The sequence below is a fragment of the Pseudomonas sp. LBUM1653 genome (genome assembly GCF_059716115.1).
Genome location: NZ_CP166803.1, coordinates 5,243,236 through 5,267,764, shown reverse-complemented (window position 1 = coordinate 5,267,764; position 24,529 = coordinate 5,243,236). Strand labels below are relative to the sequence as shown.

The 24,529-nt window shown below is 61.9% G+C and carries 11 protein-coding genes; 6 read left to right on the top strand and 5 right to left on the bottom strand.

Annotated features, from left to right (window positions below):
- Window positions 1-235 precede the first annotated feature (235 nt).
- A complete protein-coding gene (locus ACA054_RS23620) occupies window positions 236-13,231 on the top strand; it encodes a non-ribosomal peptide synthetase (RefSeq protein ID WP_497686415.1) in 12,996 nt (4,331 codons plus the stop codon).
- Window positions 13,232-13,437: 206 nt separating this feature from the next.
- Window positions 13,438-14,250 (top strand): alpha/beta fold hydrolase, encoded by an 813-nt coding sequence (locus tag ACA054_RS23615; protein WP_497686414.1) that lies wholly within the window; start codon window positions 13,438-13,440, stop codon window positions 14,248-14,250.
- Window positions 14,251-14,344: 94 nt separating this feature from the next.
- Here the strand turns inward: ACA054_RS23615 and dsbG are convergent, their stop codons facing one another.
- From dsbG to ACA054_RS23595, 4 genes are all read right to left on the bottom strand, one after another.
- Window positions 14,345-15,112 (bottom strand): thiol:disulfide interchange protein DsbG, encoded by a 768-nt coding sequence (gene dsbG / locus ACA054_RS23610; protein WP_497686413.1) that lies wholly within the window; start codon window positions 15,110-15,112, stop codon window positions 14,345-14,347.
- A complete protein-coding gene (locus tag ACA054_RS23605; RefSeq protein ID WP_497686412.1) occupies window positions 15,088-15,942 on the bottom strand; it encodes a prolipoprotein diacylglyceryl transferase family protein in 855 nt (284 codons plus the stop codon). Before ACA054_RS23605 ends, dsbG begins: the two co-directional genes overlap by 25 nt.
- Window positions 15,942-17,681, bottom strand: coding sequence for a protein-disulfide reductase DsbD (dsbD, locus tag ACA054_RS23600; RefSeq protein WP_497686411.1), 1,740 nt, complete (start codon window positions 17,679-17,681; stop codon window positions 15,942-15,944). The genes ACA054_RS23605 and dsbD overlap by 1 nt, the downstream gene beginning before the upstream one ends.
- A 100-nt stretch (window positions 17,682-17,781) precedes the next feature.
- Window positions 17,782-18,522, bottom strand: a complete 741-nt coding sequence (locus tag ACA054_RS23595; protein WP_497686410.1) for a hypothetical protein — start codon at window positions 18,520-18,522, stop codon at window positions 17,782-17,784.
- A 332-nt stretch (window positions 18,523-18,854) separates the two neighbouring features.
- On the opposite strand from ACA054_RS23595, the gene ACA054_RS23590 reads away from it, so the two are divergent.
- Together ACA054_RS23590 and ACA054_RS23585 are read left to right on the top strand one after the other, a co-directional pair.
- On the top strand, window positions 18,855-19,538 hold the full coding sequence (locus ACA054_RS23590; RefSeq protein WP_497686409.1) for a response regulator: 684 nt from the start codon (window positions 18,855-18,857) through the stop codon (window positions 19,536-19,538).
- A complete protein-coding gene (locus tag ACA054_RS23585; protein WP_497686408.1) occupies window positions 19,535-20,860 on the top strand; it encodes an ATP-binding protein in 1,326 nt (441 codons plus the stop codon). The genes ACA054_RS23590 and ACA054_RS23585 overlap by 4 nt, the downstream gene beginning before the upstream one ends.
- A gap of 347 nt (window positions 20,861-21,207) precedes the next feature.
- Here ACA054_RS23585 and ACA054_RS23580 read toward each other — a convergent pair whose 3' ends face one another.
- Window positions 21,208-22,266: an IS110 family RNA-guided transposase gene (locus ACA054_RS23580; protein WP_497690228.1), complete on the bottom strand. Its 1,059-nt coding sequence runs from the start codon at window positions 22,264-22,266 to the stop codon at window positions 21,208-21,210.
- A 229-nt stretch (window positions 22,267-22,495) separates the two neighbouring features.
- Between ACA054_RS23580 and ACA054_RS23575 the strand changes: the two genes are divergently transcribed.
- Together ACA054_RS23575 and ACA054_RS23570 are read left to right on the top strand one after the other, a co-directional pair.
- On the top strand, window positions 22,496-22,978 hold the full coding sequence (locus ACA054_RS23575) for a GNAT family N-acetyltransferase (protein WP_497686407.1): 483 nt from the start codon (window positions 22,496-22,498) through the stop codon (window positions 22,976-22,978).
- A gap of 57 nt (window positions 22,979-23,035) precedes the next feature.
- Entirely contained in the window at window positions 23,036-24,448 is a 1,413-nt protein-coding gene (locus tag ACA054_RS23570) for an aspartate aminotransferase family protein (protein ID WP_497686406.1), read from the top strand.
- The last annotated feature ends 81 nt before the right edge of the window (window positions 24,449-24,529 follow it).

The window sequence follows — 24,529 nt, the reverse complement described above, 5'->3', positions numbered from 1 at the left end:
GAGAACTGCGACACGCTGTCGCGCCTTGGCCTGGTTGGTGCGCAGGGCTGTCGACTAATTATTTGCCAAGGTCATCCGTTCTCATTGGTGAATGGCTTCGGGCTGCAGCCCCGGACACCACAGCATTGCCAATGCCTTGCGCGGTCGGCGAAGACCGCGTCCTGCATGCCCCCCGATGGGGCGTGACGTTACGACACCGATTCCAATTGCAAGCCGAATTCAGGCAGGAAACCTCATGACCGACGCGTTCGAACTCCCCAGCACACTGGTCCAAGCCCTCCAGCGCCGCGCGGCCCTGACGCCGGATCGGGTGGCCTTGCGTTTTCTCGCCGAAACCCGGGACCAGGCTGTGGTGCTCAGTTATCGCGAACTGGATCAGCGGGCGCGGACGATTGCCGGTGCGCTGCAGGCAGAGGCCGGTTTGGGCGATCGCGCGGTGTTGCTGTTTCCCAGTGGTCCTGATTACGTCGCGGCGTTTTTCGGTTGCCTGTATGCCGGGGTGATCGCGGTGCCGGCCTATCCGCCGGAGTCGGCGCGTCGGCATCATCAGGAGCGGTTGTTGTCGATCATCGGCGATGCCGAGCCGCGCCTGCTGCTGACCAGTGCCAGCCTGCGCGATTCGCTGCTGCAAATCGAAGGGGCGCCGCCGCTGTTGTGTGTCGATACCCTCGACAGAGGCCACGCCGAGCGCTGGGTCGCGCCTGCCCTTGCAGGCGATGACATCGCCTTCCTGCAATACACTTCCGGTTCCACCGCATTGCCTAAAGGCGTGCAGGTCAGCCACGGCAACCTGGTGGCCAACGAATTGCTGATCCGCCACGGTTTTGGCATCGACCTGAACCCCGACGACGTGATCGTCAGCTGGCTGCCGCTGTACCACGACATGGGCCTGATCGGTGGCCTGTTGCAGCCGATTTTCAGCGGCGTGCCTTGCGTGTTGATGTCGCCGGCGTACTTCCTCGGCCGACCTCTGCGCTGGCTCGAAGCGATCAGTGAATACGGCGGCACTATTAGCGGCGGGCCGGATTTTGCCTATCGCCTGTGCAGTGAACGGGTCAGTGAGTCCGCCCTGGAGCGCCTCGACCTGAGCGGCTGGCGCGTGGCGTATTCCGGGTCGGAACCGATTCGTCTCGACACCCTGGAACGCTTCGCCGAGAAGTTCGCCACCTGCGGTTTCTCCGAAGACAGTTTCATGGCCTCCTACGGTCTGGCGGAAGCCACGTTGTTCGTTGCCGGTACCCCGCGTGGCCAAGGCATCGGCAACCTGCGGGTGGACGATCAGGCCCTGGCGCAAAACCGTGCCGAAGCCGGCGAGGGCAGCGCGATCATGAGCTGCGGCATCAGCCAGCCGGATCACGCGGTGTTGATCATTGACCCGGCGTTGCTCAGCGAACTCGCTGACAACGCGGTCGGCGAAGTCTGGGCCAGCGGGCCGAGCATCGCCCACGGCTACTGGCGCAACCCCGAGGCCTCGGCCAAGACCTTCGTCCAGCACGCAGATAAAAAATGGCTGCGTACCGGTGACCTGGGCTTCATGCGCGACGGTGAGCTGTTCATCACAGGGCGCCTGAAAGACATGCTGATCGTGCGCGGCCACAACCTTTATCCACAGGACATCGAGCAGACCGTCGAACGTGAAGTGGAGGTGGTGCGCAAGGGGCGCGTCGCGGCTTTTGCGGTAAATGTCGACGGTCAGGAAGGCATCGGTATCGCCGCGGAGATCAGCCGTAGCGTGCAAAAAATTCTCCCGCCCGACGCCTTGATCAAGGCCATCCGCCAGTCCGTCGCCGAGGCCTATCAGGAAGCGCCGAGCGTGGTGGTGTTGCTCAATCCTGGCGCCTTGCCCAAGACCTCCAGCGGCAAGCTGCAACGCTCGGCGTGCCGCAATCGCTTGGCCGATGGCAGCCTCGACAGTTACGCGGTGTTCCCTTCGGCTGTCACAGAAAGCGCAGAGAACAGCGAATCCGGTTCGGAGTTGCAAAGCCTGATCGGCCAGATCTGGTGCGAGCAATTGCAGGTCAAACAGGTCGCTGCCGACGATCACTTCTTCCTGCTGGGCGGTAACTCCATCGCGGCCACGCAAGTGGTGGCGCGCCTACGGGAAACACTCGGCCTGGAGCTAAACCTGCGCCTGCTGTTCGAAGCGCCGACCCTTGGCGCCTTCGCCGACGAGGTGGCGCGGCAACAGCAGGACGGTGGCCTCGCCCAAGGCGCGATCACCACGCTGTCGCGCAGCGAAGCCATGCCGCAATCCCTGGCGCAGAATCGGCTGTGGATCACCTGGCAGCTTGATCCGCAGAGCAGCGCCTACAACATTCCCGGTGCCTTGCGCCTGCGTGGCGAGCTGGACGAAGACGCCCTGCGCGCCAGTTTCCAGCAGTTGATCGAGCGGCACGAATCCCTGCGCACGCGCTTCTTCGAGCGTGACGGGGTGGCGTTGCAGCAGGTCGATGCGGCCGCTGAATTCAATCTGCAATGCATCGACATCAGCGATTTGCCGATGGCCGAGCGTGAAGCCCGGGCGCTGCAAATCCGCGAGGATGAAGCGCGCACTCAGTTCGATCTGCAGAAAGGTCCGTTGCTCTGGGTGACGCTGGTGCGCCTCGACGACGAAGATCACCAGCTGCTGGTAACCATGCACCACATCATCGCTGATGGCTGGTCGATGAATGTGTTGATCGACGAATTCTCCCGGCTGTACGCGGCGGCTGCGCAAGGACAACTGGCCACGCTTGCGCCACTGCCGACCCAGTACGCCGACTACGGCAGCTGGCAGCGCCAGTGGCTGGCGCAAGGGGAGGGCGAGCGCCAACTGGCTTACTGGAAGGCGCAGTTGGGTGAGGAGCATCCAACCCTGAACTTGGCCACCGACCACCCGCGTTCGGCGCAACAGCTGCACAGCGCCGCGCGCCACACCGTGCGTCTGGGGGCGGCGCTGAGCGATGCCATTCGCCAGACTGCCCAGGCCCATGAAGCTACACCGTACATGCTGTTGCTGGCCGCGTTCCAGACCTTGTTGCATCGCTACAGCGGTGCGCGCGACATCCGCATCGGCGTGCCGAATGCCAACCGTCCGCGCCTGGAAACCCAGGGTCTGATCGGTTTTTTCATCAACACTCAGGTGCTGCGTGCCGAGGTGGATTCGCGACTGCCATTCGTTGAGCTGCTGGCGCAAACCCGGCAGGCCGCGTTGGGTGCACAGGCGCATCAGGATCTGCCGTTCGAACAACTGCTCGAGGCCTTCCCGCAGGCGCGCGAGCAGGGCCTGTTCCAGGTCATGTTCAACCACCAGCAACGCGATCTCAGCGCCTTGAAACGCTTGCCGGGGCTGCTCGCCGAAGAGCTGCCGTGGCACAGTCGCGAGGCCAAGTTCGACCTGCAATTGCACAGCGAAGAAGACCGCAACGGTCGCTTGAGCCTGTCCTTTGACTACGCCAGCGAGCTGTTCGATGCAGCCACCATCGAGCGTCTGGCCGAGCATTACAGCAACCTGTTGCGCGCCATCAGTGAGCAACCGAAAACCGTCATCGGTGATCTGCAACTGCTGACCGGGCTTGAGTCCGATCAGCAAGCGCAGTGGGCCGTTGCACCGTGCCCGCGCGCCAGCCACTGGCTCCCGGAACTGCTCAACGAACAGGCACGCCTGACCCCGGAACGCACCGCGCTGCTGTGGGACGGCGGCAGCCTCGATTTCGCCGAGCTGCACACCCAGGCCAATCGTCTGGCCCACTACCTGCGCGACAAAGGCGTCGGCCCGGATGTGTGCGTGGCCATTGCCGCCGAGCGTTCGCCGCAACTGCTGATCGGTCTGCTGGCGATCATCAAGGCCGGTGGCGCCTACGTGCCACTCGATCCGGATTACCCGGCCGAACGCCTGGCCTATATGCTCAGCGACAGCGGCGTCGAGTTGCTGCTGACGCAAACCCAACTGCTCGATCGCTTGCCAGCGGCTGACGGCGTCAGCGTGATCGCGATGGACGCCCTGCATCTGGAAAACTGGCCCAGCCACACGCCGGGCCTGCACCTGCATGGCGACAACCTGGCCTATGTGATCTACACCTCCGGTTCGACCGGCCAACCCAAAGGCGTCGGCAACACCCACGCGGCCCTCGCCGAACGTCTGCAATGGATGCAGAACACTTACCACCTGAATGAAACCGATGTGCTGATGCAAAAAGCGCCGATCAGTTTCGACGTATCGGTGTGGGAGTGCTTCTGGCCGTTGATCACAGGGGCCCGGCTACTGATCGCCGGGCCCGGTGAACACCGCGATCCGCATCGCATCGCGCAACTGGTTCAAGCATACGGCGTGACCACGCTGCACTTCGTGCCGCCGCTGCTGGCGTTGTTCATCGACGAACCGCTCAGCGCCGAAAGCACCAGCCTGCGTCGGCTGTTCTCCGGTGGCGAAGCGCTGCCCGCCGAACTGCGCAACCGCGTATTGGAACAACTGCCGGCCGTGCAGTTGCACAACCGCTACGGCCCGACCGAAACCGCGATCAACGTGACCCATTGGCACTGCTCCCGTGCTGATGGCGAGCGCTCGCCGATTGGCCGGCCGCTGGGCAACGTGATCTGCCGTGTACTCGACAATGATCTGAATCCCGTACCGGCCGGCGTGCCGGGTGAACTGTGCATCAGCGGCATCGGCCTGGCCCGCGGTTATCTGGGCCGCCCGGGCCTGACCGCCGAGCGTTTTGTGGTCGATCCACTGGGCGAGCCGGGCGCGCGTCTGTACCGCACCGGTGACCGAGCGCGCTGGACCACCGATGGCGTGATCGAATACCTCGGACGTCTCGATCAGCAGATCAAGCTGCGCGGCTTCCGTGTCGAACCGGAAGAAATCGAAGCGCGGCTGTTGGCGCAAGTCGGTGTCGCCCAAGCCGTGGTGCTGGTGCGCGAAACGTCGGCCGGTGGCCAGCTGATCGGTTACTACACCGCCGATTCCACTGAATCCGAAGAAGCCCAAAACACCCGCCTGAAAACTGCACTGGCAGCCGAACTGCCGGAATACATGGTCCCGGCACAACTGATGCGCCTGGACCAGATGCCCCTCAGCCCGAGCGGCAAACTCGACCGTCGTGCCTTGCCGGAACCGCAGTGGCAGGTGCGGGAACACGTCGCGCCAGTGACCGAGCTGGAACAACAAATCGCCGGCATCTGGTGTGAAGTGCTGGGCCTCGGGCAAGTCGGCCTGCGCGACGACTTCTTCGCCCTCGGCGGCCACTCGCTGCTGGCCACGCAAATCATCTCCCGCACGCGCCAGGCTTGCGACGTCGAGTTGCCGCTGCGCGCGCTGTTCAAACACAGTGAGCTGGGCCCCTTTGCCGAACAGGTGCGCCTGATCCAGGCCAGCGGCCGTACCAACGAACAGCCGCCGATCGCCAAAGTCGACCGCAGCCAAGCGGTGCCGCTGTCCTATTCCCAGCAGCGCATGTGGTTCCTCTGGCAGATGGAGCCGGACAGCCCGGCCTACAACGTCGGCGGCATGGCGCGCTTGCGCGGGGTGCTGGATGTCGAGCGTTTCGAGGCTGCGCTGCAGGCCTTGATCATGCGTCACGAAACCCTGCGCACGACTTTCCCGAGCGTCGATGGCGTCGCTCGTCAGCAGGTGCATGCCGAGACAGGTGTGCGAATGGACTGCAAGGACTTCACCGCGCTGGATGCAGATGGCCGTGAGTGGCAAGTCCAGCAACTGGCCGACGATGAAGCGCACAAACCCTTCGATCTGGAAACCGGACCGCTGCTTCGCGCCTGCCTGGTCAAGACCGCCGAGCAGGAACACTACCTGGTGCTGACCCTGCACCACATCGTCACCGAAGGCTGGGCGATGGACATCTTTGCCCGGGAACTCAGTGCGCTGTACGAAGCCTTCGTCGACGGCCGCGAATCACCGCTGGCAGCGTTGCCGGTGCAGTACCTGGATTACAGCGTCTGGCAGCGCCAATGGCTGGAGTCCGGTGAGCGTCAGCGCCAGCTCGACTACTGGACGGCACAACTGGGCCGTGAGCATCCGCTGCTGGAATTGCCGGCTGACCGTCCGCGTCCACCGGTGCAAAGCCACCAGGGTGAGTTGTACCGTTTCGACCTGAGCGATGAGCTGGCGACACGGGTGCGCGCCTTCAATGCGCAAAACGGTTTGACCCTATTCATGACCATGACCGCTGCCTTGGCCACGCTGCTGTATCGCTATAGCGGCCAGACCGACCTGCGCATCGGCGCGCCGGTAGCCAACCGGATTCGCCCGGAAAGCGAAGGGCTGATCGGCGCGTTCCTCAACACCCAGGTGCTGCGTTGCCAGCTCGATGGGCAGATGTCCGTCGGCGAATTGTTCGAGCAGGTTCGCCACACCGTGATCGAGGGCCAGTCCCATCAGGACCTGCCGTTCGATCATCTGGTGGAAGCCTTGCAGCCACCGCGCAGCGCCGCCTACAACCCGTTGTTCCAGGTGATGTGCAACGTGCAGCGCTGGGAGTTCCAGCAGAGCCGCACCCTGGCCGGCATGACCGTGCAATACCTGGCCAACGATGCCCGCGCGACCAAGTTCGACCTCAACCTGGAAGTCACCGACCTCGACCATCGCCTCGGTTGCTGCCTGACCTACAGCACCGATCTGTTCGATGAGCCGCGCATTGCGCGCATGGCCGCCCATTGGCGCAACCTGCTGGAGGCGCTGATTGCCGATCCGCAGCGGCGCCTCAGTGAGCTGCCGTTGCTCGACGCCGGCGAACAACAACTGCTGCTCGACAGCCTAGGCGTCGAGCTGGGCGAGCATCGACTCGACCAGTGCATCCATCAGCTGTTCAGCGAACAAGCCCTGGCGCGCCCCGATGCGCCGGCACTGACCTTTGCCGGGAAAACCCTGAGCTACGCCGAACTCGACAGCCGCGCCAATCGCCTGGCCTGGATGCTGCGCGAGCGCGGAGTCGGCCCGCAGGTGCGCGTGGGCCTGGCGCTGGAGCGTTCGCTGGAGATGGTTATCGGCCTGCTGGCGATCCTCAAGGCCGGTGGCGCCTACGTGCCGCTGGACCCGGAATACCCGCTGGATCGCTTGCACTACATGATCGAAGACAGCGGCGTCGGCTTGCTGCTCAGTGACGCGGCGATGTTCCAGGCCCTTGGCGATTTGCCCGCGGGCGTCGGCCGCTGGTGCCTGGAGGAAGACACGGCGCCGCTTGCCAATTATCCAGTCTCCGAACTGCCATACATCAGCCTGCCACAACATCAGGCGTACCTGATTTACACATCGGGCTCCACCGGTAAACCGAAAGGCGTGGTGGTGTCCCACGGCGAAATCGCCATGCATTGCCGCGCGGTGATCAAGCGTTTCGGTATGCGCCCGGACGACTGCGAGTTGCACTTCTATTCGATCAATTTCGACGCCGCCACCGAGCGCCTGTTGGTGCCGCTGCTGAGCGGTGCTCAAGTTGTGCTGCGTGCTCAGGGCCAATGGGACGCGCAAGAGATCTGCGGTCTGATCCGTCGCCACAACATCAACATCCTCGGCTTCACACCGAGCTACGGCAGCCAGTTGGCGCAGTGGCTGGCGACGCAAAACGCAACCCTGCCGGTGCGCATGATCATCACCGGCGGCGAAGCGCTGACCGGTGAACACCTGGCGCGGATTCGTGCAGCGTTCAAGCCGAACCTGTTCTTCAACGCCTACGGCCCGACGGAAACCGTGGTCATGCCACTGGCCAGCCTGGCGCCCGAGGTGTTGGAAGAAGGCGCCGGCAGCGTGCCGATCGGCAATGTGATCGGCGATCGCGTGGCGTACATTCTCGATGCCGACCTGGCGTTGGTGCCGCAGGGTGCGACCGGCGAGTTGTACGTCGGTGGTGCCGGCCTGGCCCAGGGTTATCACCAACGTGCGGGCATGACCGCGGAACGCTTTGTAGCCGATCCCTTTGCGGGCAACGGCGGGCGTATCTACCGCACCGGCGATCTGGTGCGCCAGCGCGCCGATGGCCTGGTGGAATACCTCGGGCGTATCGACCATCAAGTGAAAATTCGTGGTTTCCGCATCGAACTGGGCGAGATCGAAACCCGTTTGCTGGAAAATGAATCGGTGCGTGAAGCGGTTGTGTTGGCGCTCGATGCGCCGAGCGGCAAACAACTGGTTGGCTATCTGGTATCCGACGTCGCCGAACAGGACGAGTCGCAACAAACCGTACTGCGTGAATCACTCAAGTCGCACCTCAAATCCCAGCTGCCGGATTACATGGTGCCGACTCACCTGATCCTGCTGGCAAGCATGCCGCTGACCGCCAACGGCAAACTCGACCGCCGCGCACTGCCGGCGCCAGACCCGGAGTTGAACCGTCAGCACTATGTGGCGCCAAGCAACGAGCTGGAGCTGACGTTGGCGCAGATCTGGTGCGAAGTGCTGAACGTCGAGCAGGTCGGGCTCAACGATAACTTCTTCGAGCTGGGTGGCGACTCGATCCTGTCGATTCAGGTGGTCAGCCGGGCGCGGCAGCAGGGCATCCACTTCAGCCCCCGCGACCTGTTCCAGCATCAGACCGTGCAGACCCTCGCCGCCGTGGCGACCCGCACCGAGCAGGTCACCGCCGAGCAAGGTTTGCTCAGCGGCGAGTCGCGCCTGACGCCGATCCAGCTCTGGTTCTTCGACACCGCCATCCCCCAGCGCCAACACTGGAACCAGGCGTTGCTGCTGCAACCGAGCGTGACCCTGGAACCCCATCGCCTGGAGCAAGCGTTGCTGGCGGTCATTGAGCAGCACGATGCGTTGCGCTTGCGCTTCAGCCAGGTTGGCGGTCGATGGCAGGCGCAGCACCAGGCGATTTCCGATATGCCGGTACTGTGGCAAGTACGCGTTTCCTCCATGGACAAATGCGCCGCCCTGTTCGCCGACGCCCAGCGCAGCCTCGATCTCGAAGAGGGGCCATTGCTGCGCGTGTTGCTGGTCGATGGTCCTGAAGGTCAGCAACGCTTGTTCATCGCGATTCACCACCTGGTGATCGATGGCGTTTCATGGCGCGTGCTGCTGGACGATCTGCAAAACGTCTATCGCCAACTCGATGCGCAACAGCCGGTGAAACTGCCGGCCAAAACCAGCGCCTTCAAGGACTGGGCCGCACGCTTGCAGGCGTACGCTGGCAGCGAATCCCTGCGTGAAGAACTGGACTGGTGGCAGGCGCAATTGGCCGGGCCGAGCGCCGAACTGCCCTGTGATCGTCCTGAAGGTGGTCGACAGCATTGTCATGCGCAAACCGTCAGCGTGCGCCTCGACAGCGAGCGCACCCGGCAATTGCTGCAACAGGCGCCGAGTGCTTATCGCACCCAGGTCAACGACCTACTGCTGACCGCCTTGGCCCGTGTGCTGTGCCGTTGGAGCGGTCACGAGTCGGCGCTGATTCAACTCGAAGGCCATGGCCGCGAGGCGCTGTTCGACGAGATCGACCTGACCCGCACCGTCGGCTGGTTCACCAGCTCTTATCCGCTGCGCCTGACACCCTCGAACATCGAGGAGGCGGCCGGGCAGGGCGCATCGATCAAGGCGATCAAGGAGCAATTGCGTGCCGTGCCACACAAAGGGCTGGGGTATGGCGTGCTGCGTTATCTGGCGGATGAGCCGAGTCGCCAGCGCATGGCCGAGCTGCCGGTGGCGCCGATCATCTTCAACTACCTGGGTCAGTTCGACCAGAGCTTTGCTGCCGATGCGCTGTTCCATCCGCTGGATGAAGCCATTGGTGCGGCCCACGATGCGCAGGCGCCGTTGCCTAATGAGTTGAGCGTCGACAGTCAGGTCTACGGCGGCGAGCTGGTGCTGCGCTGGACCTTCAGTGCCGAACGCTATGATCCACAGATCATCAGTGAGTTGGCCGATGCTTACCTGGGCGAATTGCGCAGTCTGATCGAGCACTGCCTGCGCGATGACGCGGGCGGCATGACGCCGTCGGACTTCCCGCTGGCGAAACTGAACCAGGCGCAACTGGATGCACTGCCGATTCCCGCAGCGGTGATCGAGGACGTCTACCCGCTGACGCCGATGCAGGAAGGCATGCTGCTGCACACCCTGCTGGAACCAGGCACGGGCCTGTACTACATGCAGGATCGCTACCGCATCAACAGCGAGCTCGATGCGCAGCGTTTCGCCCAGGCCTGGCAAGCGGTGATCGCCCGCCACGAAGCCCTGCGCGCATCGTTCTGCTGGAACGTCGGCGAAGACATGCTGCAGGTTATCCACAAGCCGGGCAGTACGCCGATCGAATACCTGGACTGGAGCGAGATCGCCGCCGCCGAGCAGGAGCCGAAGCTGCAAGCCTTGCTCAAGTCCGAGCGCGAGGCCGGGTTCGATCTGCTCAACCAGGCACCGTTCCACCTGCGCCTGATCCGGGTTGGCGCGGCGCGTTACTGGTTCATGATGAGCAATCACCACATCCTGATCGATGCCTGGTGCCGTTCGTTGCTGATGAACGATTTCTTCGAGATCTACACCGCCCTCGGCGAAGGCCGGGAAGCGCAGTTGGCCGTGCCGCCGCGTTATCGCGACTACATCGCCTGGTTGCAACACCAGAGCCTGGCCGAAGCGCGGCAGTGGTGGAAAACCAACCTGCATGGCTTTGAGCGGACCACGCCGATCCCGAGTGACCGGCCGTTCCTGCGCGAACATGCCGGCGACAGCGGCGGCATGATCGTCGGTGACCGCTACACCCGCCTCGATGCCCGTGACGGTGCACGGCTGCGTGAACTGGCCCAGGCGCACCAGCTGACCATCAACACCTTTGCCCAGGCGGCGTGGGCCCTGGTATTGCGCCGGTTGAGCGGGGATCGCGACGTGCTGTTTGGCGTCACGGTGGCCGGACGTCCGGTCGAGATGCCAGAGATGCAACGCACCGTCGGCCTGTTCATCAACAGCATCGCGCTGCGGGTGAAGATGCCTGACGACGATCAGCGTTGCAGCGTGCGCCAATGGCTGAGCGGTTTGCTCGACAGCAACATGCAACTGCGTGAGTACGAGTACCTGCCGCTGGTGAACATTCAGGAAAACAGCGAGCTGCCCAAGGGCCAGCCGCTGTTCGACAGCCTGTTCGTGTTCGAAAACGCCCCGGTGGAAGTCTCGGTGCTGGACCGTGCGCAAAGTCTGAATGCGACTTCGGATTCGGGCCGTACCCACACCAACTTCCCGCTGACGGCGGTGTGCTATCCGGGTGATGACCTGGGCTTGCACCTGTCCTATGACCAGCGTTACTTCGATGAGTCCACCGTCGAACGCATGCTCGGCGAGTTCAAGCGCCTGCTGTTGGCACTGGTCGAGGGTTTCCATGGCGACATGGCAGACTTGCCGCTACTGGGAGACGAAGAGCAGGATTTCCTGATCCATGGCTGCAACCAGAGCGAACACACATACCCGCTGGAGCAGAGCTACGTTGCATTGTTTGAAGCGCAAGTGGCTGCGCATCCGCAGCGGATTGCCGCCAGTTGCCTGGATCAGCACTACAGCTACCTGGAGCTGAACCAGCGCAGTAACCGCCTCGGTCATGCACTGATTGCCGCTGGCGTCGGGCTGGATCAACCGGTGGCACTGATGGCCGAACGCAGCCTGGATTTGCTCGGCATGATCATCGGCAGCTTCAAGGCGGGTGCGGGTTATCTGCCACTGGATCCGGGGCTGCCGAGCCAGCGCCTGAGCCGCATCATTGACTTGAGTCGCACGCCGTTGCTGGTGTGCACCCGAGCCTGTCACGCCCAAGCGCTGGCGTTGCTGGACGAATTTGGTTGCGCCAGTCGGCCTCGGTTGCTGGTTTGGGAAGAGGTGCAGGCGAGCGATGTATCGGTGGCCAATCCGGGCATCTACAGCGGGCCGGATAACCTGGCCTACGTGATCTACACCTCCGGCTCCACCGGTTTGCCCAAAGGCGTGATGGTCGAACAGCGCGGCATGCTCAACAACCAGTTGAGCAAGGTGCCGTACCTGAGCCTGAGCGAGGCTGACGTGATTGCCCAGACCGCTTCGCAAAGCTTCGATATTTCGGTCTGGCAATTCCTCGCCGCGCCGTTGTTCGGCGCTCGGTTGGACGTCGTGCCGAACACCATCGCCCACGACCCGCAAGGTTTGCTGGCCCACGTTGAAAGCCAGGGGGTCACCGTGCTGGAGAGCGTGCCGTCGCTGATCCAGGGCATGCTCGCCCAGGAACGCATGAGCCTCGACGGCCTGCGCTGGATGCTGCCGACAGGGGAGGCGATGCCGCCGGAACTGGCGCATCAATGGCTGCTGCGCTACCCGGATATCGGGCTGGTGAATGCCTATGGCCCGGCGGAATGCTCGGATGACGTGGCGTTCTTCCGCGTCGACATGGCCTCCACCCGCGGCAGCTATTTGCCGATCGGTACACCGACCGACAACAACCGCCTGTACCTGCTCGACGGCGCGCTGGAACTGGTACCGCTGGGTGCGGTGGGCGAGTTGTGCGTCGCCGGCACCGGGGTTGGGCGCGGCTACGTCAGCGATCCGCTGCGCACGGCCCAGGTCTTTGTGCCGAACCCGTTCGGTGCACCGGGTGATCGCCTGTATCGCACCGGCGACCTGGCGCGCCGTCGCAGTGACGGCGTGCTGGAATACGTCGGGCGTATCGACCATCAGGTGAAGATTCGCGGTTACCGCATCGAACTGGGTGAAATCGAAGCGCGCCTGCATGAACAGCCGGAAGTCCGCGACGCGGCGGTTGGTGTGCAGGAAGGGGTCAATGGCAAGCATCTGGTGGGCTATCTGGTGGCGGCGGATTCAACGCTCAATCCGGCTGAACGTCTGGAGCCCATCAAGCAACGCCTGCGCGCCGAGCTGCCGGAATACATGGTGCCGCTGCACTGGCTGTGGCTCGACAAGATGCCGCTCAACGCCAACGGCAAACTGGACCGCAAGGCCCTGCCGGCGCTGGAGATCGGCCAGTTGCAAAGCCAGGACTACCAGGCGCCGCGCAATGACCTGGAGCAGACATTGGCGGATATCTGGGCCGAGGTGCTGAAGGTGGAGAAGGTCGGCATCCGCGACAACTTCTTCGAACTGGGCGGGCATTCGCTGCTGGCCACGCAAATCGCCTCGCGGGTGCAGAAAACCCTGCAGCGCGATGTGCCGCTGCGAGCGATGTTCGAATGCAGCACGGTGGAGGAACTGGCCGGGTACATCGACGGGTTGGCGGCCAGCGATATCACCGAGGAGAAGGTCGATCGGTTGAATGATTTGATGGCGGAGTTGGAGGGGCTTTAGTCCTTCAGCGTCTGTACCGGCCCCTTCGCGAGCAAGCCCGCTCCCACAGGGTTTTGCGGTGTCCACACATATTGTGTTCACCAACGAACCCGTGGGAGCGGGCTTGCTCGCGAAGAGGCCGGTACAGACGCATACAATCGTGTGATTGACTGCAAACCTTTAGCCGCTCAGTCTTCCTGCTCTATTTTCACTGGCGGAGCCACTCGATGCCCTTCGTAACCATTGACGGCCAACCCCTCCACTACATCGACCAAGGCACCGGCCCGGCAGTCCTGCTGGCCGGCAGTTACCTGTGGGACCAGGCCATGTGGGCACCGCAGATTGCCGTATTGTCGCAACAATATCGGGTGATCGCCCTGGACTTGTGGGGCCACGGTGAATCCGGACCGCTGTCTGCCGGTACAACGTCGCTGGATGACATCGCACGTCAGGCTTTGGCGCTGCTCGATCATCTGGATATCGACCGTGTGACCCTTGTCGGCCTGTCGGTGGGGGGCATGTGGGGTGTACGTCTGGCATTGGCGGCGCCGCAACGGCTCAACGGGCTGGTGTTGATGGACACCTACGTCGGTGAAGAGCCGGAACCGACCCGGCAGTACTACTTTTCGCTGTTCAAGATGATTGAAGAAACCGGCGTCATCTCAGCGCAATTGCTGGATATCGTGGTGCCGATCTTCTTCCGTCCGGGCATCGATCCGCAGTCGGCGCTGTACCAGGCGTTTCGCGCCAAACTCGCCGCGCTGCCGCCTGAGCGGTTGCGCGAAAGCATCGTGCCGATGGGGCGAATTACCTTTGGTCGGGATGATTTGTTGCCGCGTCTGGGCGAGTTGAATGCCGCGACCACGCTGCTGATCTGTGGCGATCAGGACAAGCCACGTCCGCCCAGTGAAACAATGGAAATGGCCGGGTTGATTGGTTGCCCGTATGTGCTGGTGCCGGAGGCGGGGCATATTTCCAATCTGGAGAATCCGGAGTTTGTCACCAAGGCGTTGCTCGAGTTTTTAGCCCAGAGAAATTAGTCGATTGTAATGGCCCCATCGCGAGCAAGCTCGCTCCCACAGGGAAATGCGATCACCTGTGGGAGCGAGCTTGCTCGCGATGGGGCCGATGAGGTCACTTCGGCCCAAGAATCTTCGCCAACTTGTCCGGCGACGGCGCCCCTTGCTGTTGCTGCAACTCGCCCTTGTCATCCATATAGAAAATCGCCGGAGTGGCTTGCAGCTCCAGGTCTTCCATCAGTTGCATATTGGCCGCGAGTTTCGCCTGGATCGCCGGCGGCACATCCTTCAATGCCTTGAGCGAGCTGCCCTTGCCAGCGGCTTCGTGGTCGTACAGGGCCTTTTGCGGATCCTTGGCAGCGAGCAGCGCGGCGGATTTGCCCGGGCTGTCCTCACGAATGATCCCGACCATGATGTGCCGCAACTGGACCTTGCCAGCCTTGACCCACGGCCGCGCCTGTTCCCAGAACATGCTGCAGTAAGGGCAGTTCGGGTCGCTGAACATGTAGACGATCCGCGGTGCCTCCTTCTTGCCGTCGGCGATCCAGTTGCTCGCTTCCATCTTGCCCCAGACTTCCTTGGACATGGGTGCGTACACCAGTTTCTGCAACGGCGCGCTGCTCAGGTCATTGCCTTCGGCGTCGTACAGATTGCCCAGCAAAACGTGCTTGCCATCGGGCGTCAGGTACAGCGCCATGCCGCGGTTCTGGTATTGCGCCGCGTACCCGCGCAAGCCGTCGGGGGCGTCGAATTGACCGACGATTTTCGCGCCCTTCGCTTCGATCTTCTTGATCGCCTCGGGCAGCTCTTCGGCCTGCACCGTCGGCAGGTGCAGCAGGGCGGCACCCAGGCTCAGGGTCAGCAGATGGCGGAGGCGGGGCATGGCAGTTTCCTTGAAGAAGTGGCAGGTACGGAATCGAAGTTTTCCAGGGCGCGGGCCAGGCTGGCTTGCGACAGCTCGCCCAGATGACTGCCCAACAGGCGACCGTCGGGGCTATAGAACAATGTAGTTGGTAATGCCATGGAGCCGACGGCCTGACCCAGGCGACCGCTGCCGTCGAACAGCACGTTGGACAGGCTCAGGCCCTGGGTTTCCAGGAACGTGCTGACGCTTTGCATGCTTTCGGCCTGATTGACGAACAGGAAGGTCAGGTCAGGGCGCTGTTGCTGGGCGTGTTCCAGCACCGGCATTTCCCGGCGGCACGGCGGGCACCAGGTGGCCCAGAGATTGATCACCAGCGGGCCACCCTTGTAGTCCGCCAATTGCACGGTTTCACCGGCGGAATTGCGCAGGCTAATGTCCGGCAGGCGCGTGCCTTGTTCAAAAATGGTCAGCGAGAAGGTCGCCAGCAACCAGAACGCCAGGCCGCTGGCCACGCCGAAGCCCAGCGGACGGCGCAGGCCCGGGCGACGCCAGCCACGGTACAGCGTGGCGAGCACCAGCGCGATGACCCCCGGCCAGGCGAGGAAACCGCCGTCGCGCAGGTCGATGACCTGCCAGGGATCGCTACGATAGTGCGGCCAGTAAACGGCGACGAAACCGATCCGCGCCGCGAGCATGCCGATCAGGAACAGGCCGAACAGCACCGACTCAGGATTCTCGCCACCGCGCTTGGCCACCCGCCAGCCGACGAATGTCGCCAGCACCAAGGCACTGATCAGCAGCAGATGGTTAAGCGCGATGGCAAAGGTGCCGAGAGTAAAAGTCAGCATTAACGGGCGTCTCGGGTGGTGGTCCAGCGTTGCAGGAAAGTGTCGGCATTGACCTCGCCGGTGATGCGCTGGCTGCGTCGCTCGATGCCGTCGACACCAATCCACAGCAAGCTCGGTGGGCCTGGCACTTTGTAACGGCCGAGCAGTTCGCGGCTGGCGGCATTGTCGGCGGTGACATCCAGCCGGAGCAAGCGCACGTCGTTCAGAGCTTGCAGGACGTGAGCTTTGCCGAACACTTGTTTTTCCATGACCTTGCACGACACGCACCAGTCGGCGTAGTAGTCCAGCAGCACCCATTGGCCCTGCGCTTGCGCCGCGTCGAGTTCCCGCTGCAGGGCCGCAGGGTCCTTGATCGTGGTGAAGGCGTCGTGGCCGGTTGGCACGGCGGCGGCGACGGCCGAGCCGGAGGCGCGGAAGACCTGCAACGGCTTGAACAGATTATCGCTGCCCCCCGCCGCGCCGATCATCAACAGGCTGCCCCACAAACCAAGCAGGAGCGAAGTGGCGCCGAACAGATGAGCGATGCGCCCGAAACCGTCCGACTGCTTCCAGGCGCTGTAAGCCGCGATCAGCAGCAATGCACCACACAAGCCGACCCACAGCGATTCATCCAGCACCGGGCGCAGCATCAGCAACGCAGTGGCGAGGAACAGGAAACCGAAGATGCCTTTGAGCAGGTTCATCCAGGCGCCAGGCTTGGGCAGGAAGCGATTGCCAACCGTCACCAGCAGCAACAACGGCACACCGATGCCGATGCCCATGGCAAACAGAATCAACCCGCCATGCAACGCGTTGCCGCTTTGCGCGATGTAGAGCAGTGCGCCGGCCAGTGGCGCGGTCATGCACGGGCCAACCAACAGGCCGGACAGAGCGCCCAGCGCACCGGCGCCGATCAGGCTGCCACCACGCTGATTGCGTGAGACGTGTTCCAGGCGATCACGAACCGCGACCGGCAGTTGCAGCTCGAAGAAGCCGAACATCGGCAACGCCAGCAGCACGAAAATCGCCGCGAAACTGCCCAGCAGCCAAGGGTTCTGCAACCAGGCTTGCAGGTTCGCCCCGAGGGATGCAGCCAACACACCCATCGCCGCGTACACCAGCGCCATGCTCACCACATAACTGCAGGCCAGGGCTACGCCGCGCCTCGGCGTAGCGCCGCTGCCGACGATCAACCCGGCCAGAATGGGCAGCATCGGCAGCGAACACGGGGTGAACGCCAGCAGCAGGCCCAGCCCGAAGAACACCAACAGACTCCAACCCAGTGCTCGTTGCTGCAGATTGCTGGCCAGAGCCTGGTCCGGTGCTTCGTCTACCGCGGCATTCAGGGATTTACCGCCCAGATCCACGACCTGGGTTTGTGGCGGATAACACAGGCCGGCATCGGCACAGCCCTGGAAGCCGACCTTGATCTGGCCGCTCGCGCTTGCCGGGATCTTCAGCTCAAGACCTTGGCGATATACCTGCTGTTCGCCGAAGAATTCATCGCTGTGGAATTCACCTTCCGGCAGCACGGGATGCTGGTCGACAGGCAAACCGTCGAACTTCAAGCGCTTCTGATACAGGTAATAGCCATCGGCAATCTGCCAGAACAGCTGGGTTTCACCGGACTCAAGGCGTTCAGAGGTGAAAACGAACGCTTTGCCGACCGGGAGAAAGTCGGGTTTTGTCTCGAACGGATTGGTCCCGGCCTGGGCCAGACCCGAGATCAACAGGACAAAAAGTAAAAAGAGTCGACGCATGGGTAAGCCTTATCCCTGTGCAAGTGAGGTGCACAATGCAGGGTGGCGATTAACCGGTGATTAACCGCCACGCTTTGCTGCCATGGTCTCTGGATGAGGTTTAGCCGCGTAAGAGTCCAGGCCAAGAGGTGTCATCGACCTTGATCGGTGCTGAGTCGGCCTTGTTTTTATCGATGTTGTACCTGATGTATTCGTTGTTCGTCAGGAAAATATAGTAATAGTTATCGGCGAAAGACCGATCGTTTTGTACGGCAGTGATGATTCGTTCTTTGTATTGCGCCAGGCCCGGCCATGTGCTGTCGGTGATGTCGTCACACGCAATATCTGGTATCCCCTCATATTCATACCTTGCGGCGTCTGGCGCCGATATTCTATAGTCGATGCGCAAGTAGCGACCGTCGCTCATGAGGAAGCGAAAGTGTGCTCTGCTAACGTCAGAAGTCTGCCACCATGTGCCTGCTACGATTAGAGGAAAGAAACGATACAGGGGTGACCATACTGATTGTAGTACGGATTTTATATAGATGACTTTGTCAGTATCCTGATCATATTTGCAGACCGTTGGTATACCGTCTTTATAAAAAAATAACCACGACGAATCTGCATCAGAGCTATTTTTGTCTTCGAACAGGTTGGTGGTGGTGAAGCCGAAGCGCAGATTTTTGATGTGGGGGTGAAGCTCTTTCCAATTGTTGTTCGATATATCACTAGGGTATCCATCCGGGACTTCGTTGTCGCCAATGTTGAAGCGAGAGTATTTGTTGGTGTCTTTGAAAAAGAAGTGTATGGCGTCTTTGCCGGAGCGCCAGTCGACGGCAACAAAGTTCTTGAGTGTTGGCATAATCTGATTCCTTTCAGTCAGGTAGTTTGCTTCCAGTAATGAAGAGTGTTCTTTGGGGATGATAGTTGGTTTAAGTTGATTGCGGATTCAGATTATCGTGATGTAATTTGGATTTGTATGTTTTTTACATAGAGTTTGTTTCGGTTTGAAACCGGGTTGTCTGATCCAACTAAGCAAAAAGCGCTCAAATATCCCGGCGATTATCTAATACCCTCTGATACGCTGGTGCGACGACTGAATGGAAGACCTTGCTTCTCGTCTGGGGTGCACCTTGCCATAATTGCGGCTTAATCCTGGCTTGCTTCACTCGTGTTTTTATTCATGGAGCACCCATGCACGTACTGGTTTGCGAAGACGATGAGTTGATTGCCAGCGGCATCGTCGCCGGCCTGAAAGCCCAGGGCCTGACCGTGGAACATGTCGCCACTGCGTCCGCTGCCCGCGCGATGCTCAAGGTCGCGGAGTTCGACGTGATGGTGCTCGACCTCGGCTTGCCCGATGAGGACGGTCTGAAACTGTTGCAGCAACTGCGTCACAACGGCCTGGAACTGCCGGTGCTGATCCTCACGGCCCGCGACTCGGTCACAGATCGTGTCGACGGCTTGCAGGCCGGTGCCGACGATTACCTGCTCAAGCCGTTCGACCTGCGCGAACTCGCCGCACGCCTGCACACCCTGTTGCGGCGGGTGGCGGGGCGCAGCGTCAACCTGATCGAACACGGCCGGTTGACGTACGACCCGAGCAGCCGCGAAACCATGCTTGGTGGTCAGCCAGTGGACCTTTCCCGTCGCGAACAGTCACTGTTGCAAGCCTTGTTGCACAACCGTGGTCGGGTGCTGTCCACCGAGCAGTTGAAAGACAGCGTCTACGGATTCAACGACGAACTGGAAAGCAACGCCCTCAACGTGCATATCCATCACCTGCGGCGCAAACTTGGTAATGGCATTGTCGAGACCGTGCGCGGCCTGGGCTATCGCCTGGGACCGGCCGATGACGGAGAGGAATTGAAAAAGTGATGAGCCTGCGTTTGCGCCTGAGCCTGACGCTCGGCGGCGCTTTTGCCCTTATCTGGGCCTTGGCTGCAGCCTGGATGCTCAGCGATTTGCGCAATCAGATGATGTTTTCCCTCGACCAGCGCCTGGTGGCGTCGGCGCGCATGGTCGCCGGGCTCATGGAGCAATTGCCGGCGTTGCCGAGCAAGGGTGAGGGCACTCATTTCAGTGCCGAACAACTGAACATTCCCGGTGGCATGGCGTGTCAGGTCAGTTCGTTGCGGGGGGAGATCCTCGCCCGCAGCCACAGTGATCCGGGGCAAACCCTGGAAGCCGAGAAAATGGGTTTCCACGACCAGATCATCGACGGCGCGCCGTGGCGCAGTTTCACCCTGGCCCGTGGCGACCTGCGGATCACCACGGCTGACCGGCAGATTGAACGCGAGGCGCTGAACATGTCGATCCTGCTGGCCGCTTCGGTGCCGGTGGGCGTGGCGCTGCTCGGTTGCCTGTGCCTGCTCTGGCTCGGCATCGGCCAGGGACTGGCGCCGCTCAACCGCATGCGCGACGCTTTGATGCGCCGCAGCCCGGACTCCCTGGAACCTTTGCAGGTCCAGCCGTTGCCCAGCGAACTGCAACCGTTGCTCGACACGCAGAACCAGTTGTTCCAGCGCATCGGCAAGACCATCGAACGTGAACGTCGACTGACCGGTGACGCAGCCCATGAACTGCGCAGCCCGCTGACCGCGATCAAGACCCACCTGCAAGTGGCGCGCATGACCGAAGGCGCGGCCCGGGATCAATCCCTGGCCCGGGCCGAAGAGGGTGCCGATCGCCTGCACCGCACGCTTGAACAATTGTTGTTGCTGGCGCGGGTCGAGGGCAGCCTGTCGTTTGATGATGGCGTGCAATGCAATGCCGAGCAGGTGGCGAAACTCGCGATTCAGGACACGGCCGGTGGTGATCGTCAACGCATCAGGCTCCAGTTGCCGACCAAGGTCTCTCACGCCCCGGTGAAAATGCCCGCTGTGTTGTCGATTGCCGCACTGCGCAACCTGTTGGACAACGCCTTGCGCCATACCCCCGGCGAGGGGCCGGTGGAGCTGAGCCTGCAAACCACCGGTAATCGCGTGCAGTTTTTGGTACGCGACCACGGCCCGGGTATTGCCGAGGACGACCTGCAACACCTGACCCAACGCTTCTGGCGCAACGGCCAGAGCAACGGCTGCGGCCTCGGCCTGGCGATTGTCCAGGCGATCGTCCAGCGCTGCGGCTGTACTTTGCGTTTCGACAGTCGGCCGGATGGATTGCGGGTGGAGCTGACGATGCCGTTGCAACCCGTCTAAAACACCACACAACCTCTGTAGGAGCTGCCGCAGGCTGCGATCTTTTGATCTTTATAAAAGCAAGATCAAAAGATCGCAGCCTGCGGCAGCTCCTATGTATGGACTCGCCCCCACTGTCTACCCGCTTTTGAAAAACTGTCGCCCCGTTGCATCTATGTATTAGGCCTATTCGTGGAAGCCGTCTTCGGCCTCTGGCCAAAATTGGAAGAGCTCGTGGTATGCCGATTACAGTCAGGCCTCGAAGGCCAGTAGGAGCTTAGGCATCAATCCACGCCGGTCTTACCTGGGGTCAATTTTTTTCAGCAAAGGGTCAGACAGTCAGTACCTCGGTGGCAGAACTCTGTCGCTCAGTGGCTCATCGTCGCTTGCTGACCATCACCAGCATGGCGACGATAAGACTGGTCATTCTGTAGAAGCACCCAGACGATTCGCAGGTTGCGGTTGGCTAGCCTGATCGCAGCCTCCTTACGGCCCAGTCGGCTCATCCACCGCAACAAGCGGCGGTCATCGGGTTGCTGGGAATCAGGTCGTAGTTGTTGCAGCACCGCATGGGCTCCCTGGATCATCAGGCTGCGTAAATAAACATCACCTCGCTTGGTCATGTCCCCCAGCCGGACCGTCTGCCCGCTACTGTGCTGGTCAGGTACCATGCCAAAGTACGCGGCAAACTTGCGGGCATTGGGAAATCGCTCAGGCTTGCTTTCCTTGGCCACCAGTGCCGTGGCAGTGACTGGGCCGATGCCGCGCACAGTCATCAGTCGCTTCGCCGTCATGTCGGCGTTGGCGGCCACTTCCAGGCGTCCCGTCAGCACGCTGATGCGCTCGCCCAAATGGCGCCACTCGGCCAACAGTTCGTGGATCAGTTCACGCAGCAGGCCCGGCACCGGCTGGGTGGCATCTTCCAGTACCCGCGGAATTTTCTGACTGATCGCAACATCGCCCTGCGCCAAGGCCACGCCGTGCTCGAGCAGCAGGCCGCGCATCTGATTGCTTACCGCTGTGCGTCGACGCACATAGCCCTGACGGGCGCGATGCAGCGCTTGCATTGCCAGCGCCGCAACGCTTTTGACCGGTACCGCGCAGATTTTTTCATCGCGACCCGCCCGCAGAATCGCCAGCGCATCGTTGCGATCATTTTTAGGCCCGCTGCGGTGTGTGGCCACCAAACCGGCTGGAAGAATCCGCGCCAGATTGCCTTTGTCTTGCAGCTGCCGGGCCCAGGCTTGAGCACCCGGACCGGTCTCCATCAAAATCACGACATGAGGCGGCAACTGCTGGAGAAACTCATAAAACGCCTCACGCGACTTGATCCGCTGCTCGTAGCGCACTTGGCCAAGGACATCTTCACCGGCGACCTGAAAGACCTGCTTGGCCAGATCGACCGCCAAAGTTGTGCAGGCCGACAAATCGGAAGAAGACAGGGATTGATCAATCGAACTATGATTTTTCATGGACTCGCCCTCGCTGTCGTTGGCTGTTTAGACTGCCATCGTGGCGCATTGACGCCTCGGCTGGGGCGAGTCCATCCAATTACAGGAATCTCTGTCGCACATCAGATGTAACTTCTCTCAATTGGCCGCCCGGACCTCGCAGGACTATCGTTGCTCATACTCAATGGATTGAGGTGACCGCACCATGGAAGCATCCGTACGCACCTGCAAGGCGACCCCGGCCGACGCCGGCATCATCAGTCGCATCATCGAGCGCTCCATCCGGGTCGGTTGCGCACTCGACCATCGCAACAACCGACGAACCGTTGCCAACTGGACCCACAACAAGACCACCGAACACATTCTTCCCTGGTTCACCGACCGGCGGTTGTACCTGACCATCGCGCTGTTGCAGGACAAGCCCGTGGGTGTCGCCATGGCCGCCAGCAACGGCAAGGTAGCGTTCTGTTACGTACTACCGGAATGGTTTCGTCGCGGGGTCGGGCAGGCGCTGGTGCGCGATCTCGAAGGCTGGTTGATCGAACAGGGCCTGCGTCATTCACGACTCAACAGCACCCGCACCGGCGAAGCCTTTTACCGACGCCTGGGTTATCAGGCGTACGCCCAAGCGTTCGCGGTAGCGGGCCTCCATGCCATCCCCATGCACAAAGCGTTGTCGAAGGTCTAAATCCTTGGGCTCCTGATGCGTTTCCAGAACAGGAAAACCTTATTGAGGGGTCGAGAGATGTCAGTCGCTACCAGGCTTATGGAAGATCAGTCGGCCCGGATCACTCCGGTGCCGGCCGAGACGCTTTATCAGTTCAACGAATCGCCGTTGCTGGCGCGTCAAAGCCAGCAGGAGTCCAACGCCCGCAGCTACCCGCGACGTATTCCCCTGGCACTCAAGCGCGCCAAGGGCCTGTATGTCGAAGACGTCGAAGGCCGCACGTTCATCGATTGCCTGGCCGGCGCCGGGACGCTGGCCCTGGGGCACAACCACCCGGTGGTGATTGAAGCGATCCAGCGCGTGCTGAGCGACGAACTGCCGCTGCACACTCTGGACCTGACCACGCCGGTCAAGGATCAGTTCGTGCAGGACCTGTTCGGCTTGTTACCGCCAGCCTTGGCGGCTGAAGCGAAGATCCAGTTCTGCGGCCCCACCGGTACCGATGCGGTGGAAGCCGCGCTGAAACTGGTGCGTACGGCCACCGGCCGCAGTACCGTGCTGTCGTTCCAGGGTGGCTACCACGGCATGAGCCAGGGCGCGCTGAGCCTGATGGGCAACCTCGGGCCGAAAAAGCCTCTGGGCGCCTTGCTCAGTAGCGCCGTGCAGTTCATGCCGTACCCTTATGATTATCGTTGCCCGTTTGGCCTGGGTGGCGCGCAGGGGGTGAAGGCTAACCTCAACTACCTGGAAAACCTGTTGAACGATCCCGAGGCCGGCGTGCAACTGCCAGCGGCAGTGATCGTTGAAGTGGTACAGGGGGAGGGCGGGGTGATCCCGGCCGATCTCGACTGGTTGCGCGGCTTGCGCCGGATTACCGAAAAAGCCGGCGTGGCGTTGATCGTCGACGAGATTCAGAGCGGCTTTGCCCGCACCGGCAAGATGTTTGCTTTCGAGCACGCCGGGATCATCCCGGACGTGGTGGTGATGTCCAAGGCCATCGGTGGCAGCTTGCCATTAGCCGTGGTGGTCTATCGCGACTGGCTCGACACCTGGCTGCCGGGCGCCCATGCCGGGACCTTCCGCGGCAATCAAATGGCAATGGCCGCCGGTTCCGCGGTGATGCGTTACCTGGTCGAACACAAGGTTTGCGAACATGCCGCGGCCATGGGCGAACGCCTGAGCGAGCACCTGCGCATCCTGCAGCGCGATTTCCCGCATCTGGGCGATATTCGCGGTCGAGGCTTGATGCTCGGCGTGGAACTGGTCGATCCGACCGGCGCGCCGGATGCCTTGGGTCATCCACCGTCGTTTGCACGACTGGCGCCGCTGGTGCAGCGCGAATGCCTCAAACGAGGCTTGATCCTTGAACTGGGCGGCCGCCATGGTGCCGTGGTGCGCTTCCTGCCACCACTGGTGATCACCGCCGCACAAATCGATCGAGTGGCCGAGATTTTCGGCAGGGCCTTGGCTGCTGCCACAGCCAGCCTCTAAATTTCCCGGGCCCTGGAACGTTCCTTCTACATAGCGGCTGCACACAGCGTACAGCCCACCCTACAGCGATGGAGAGACAGC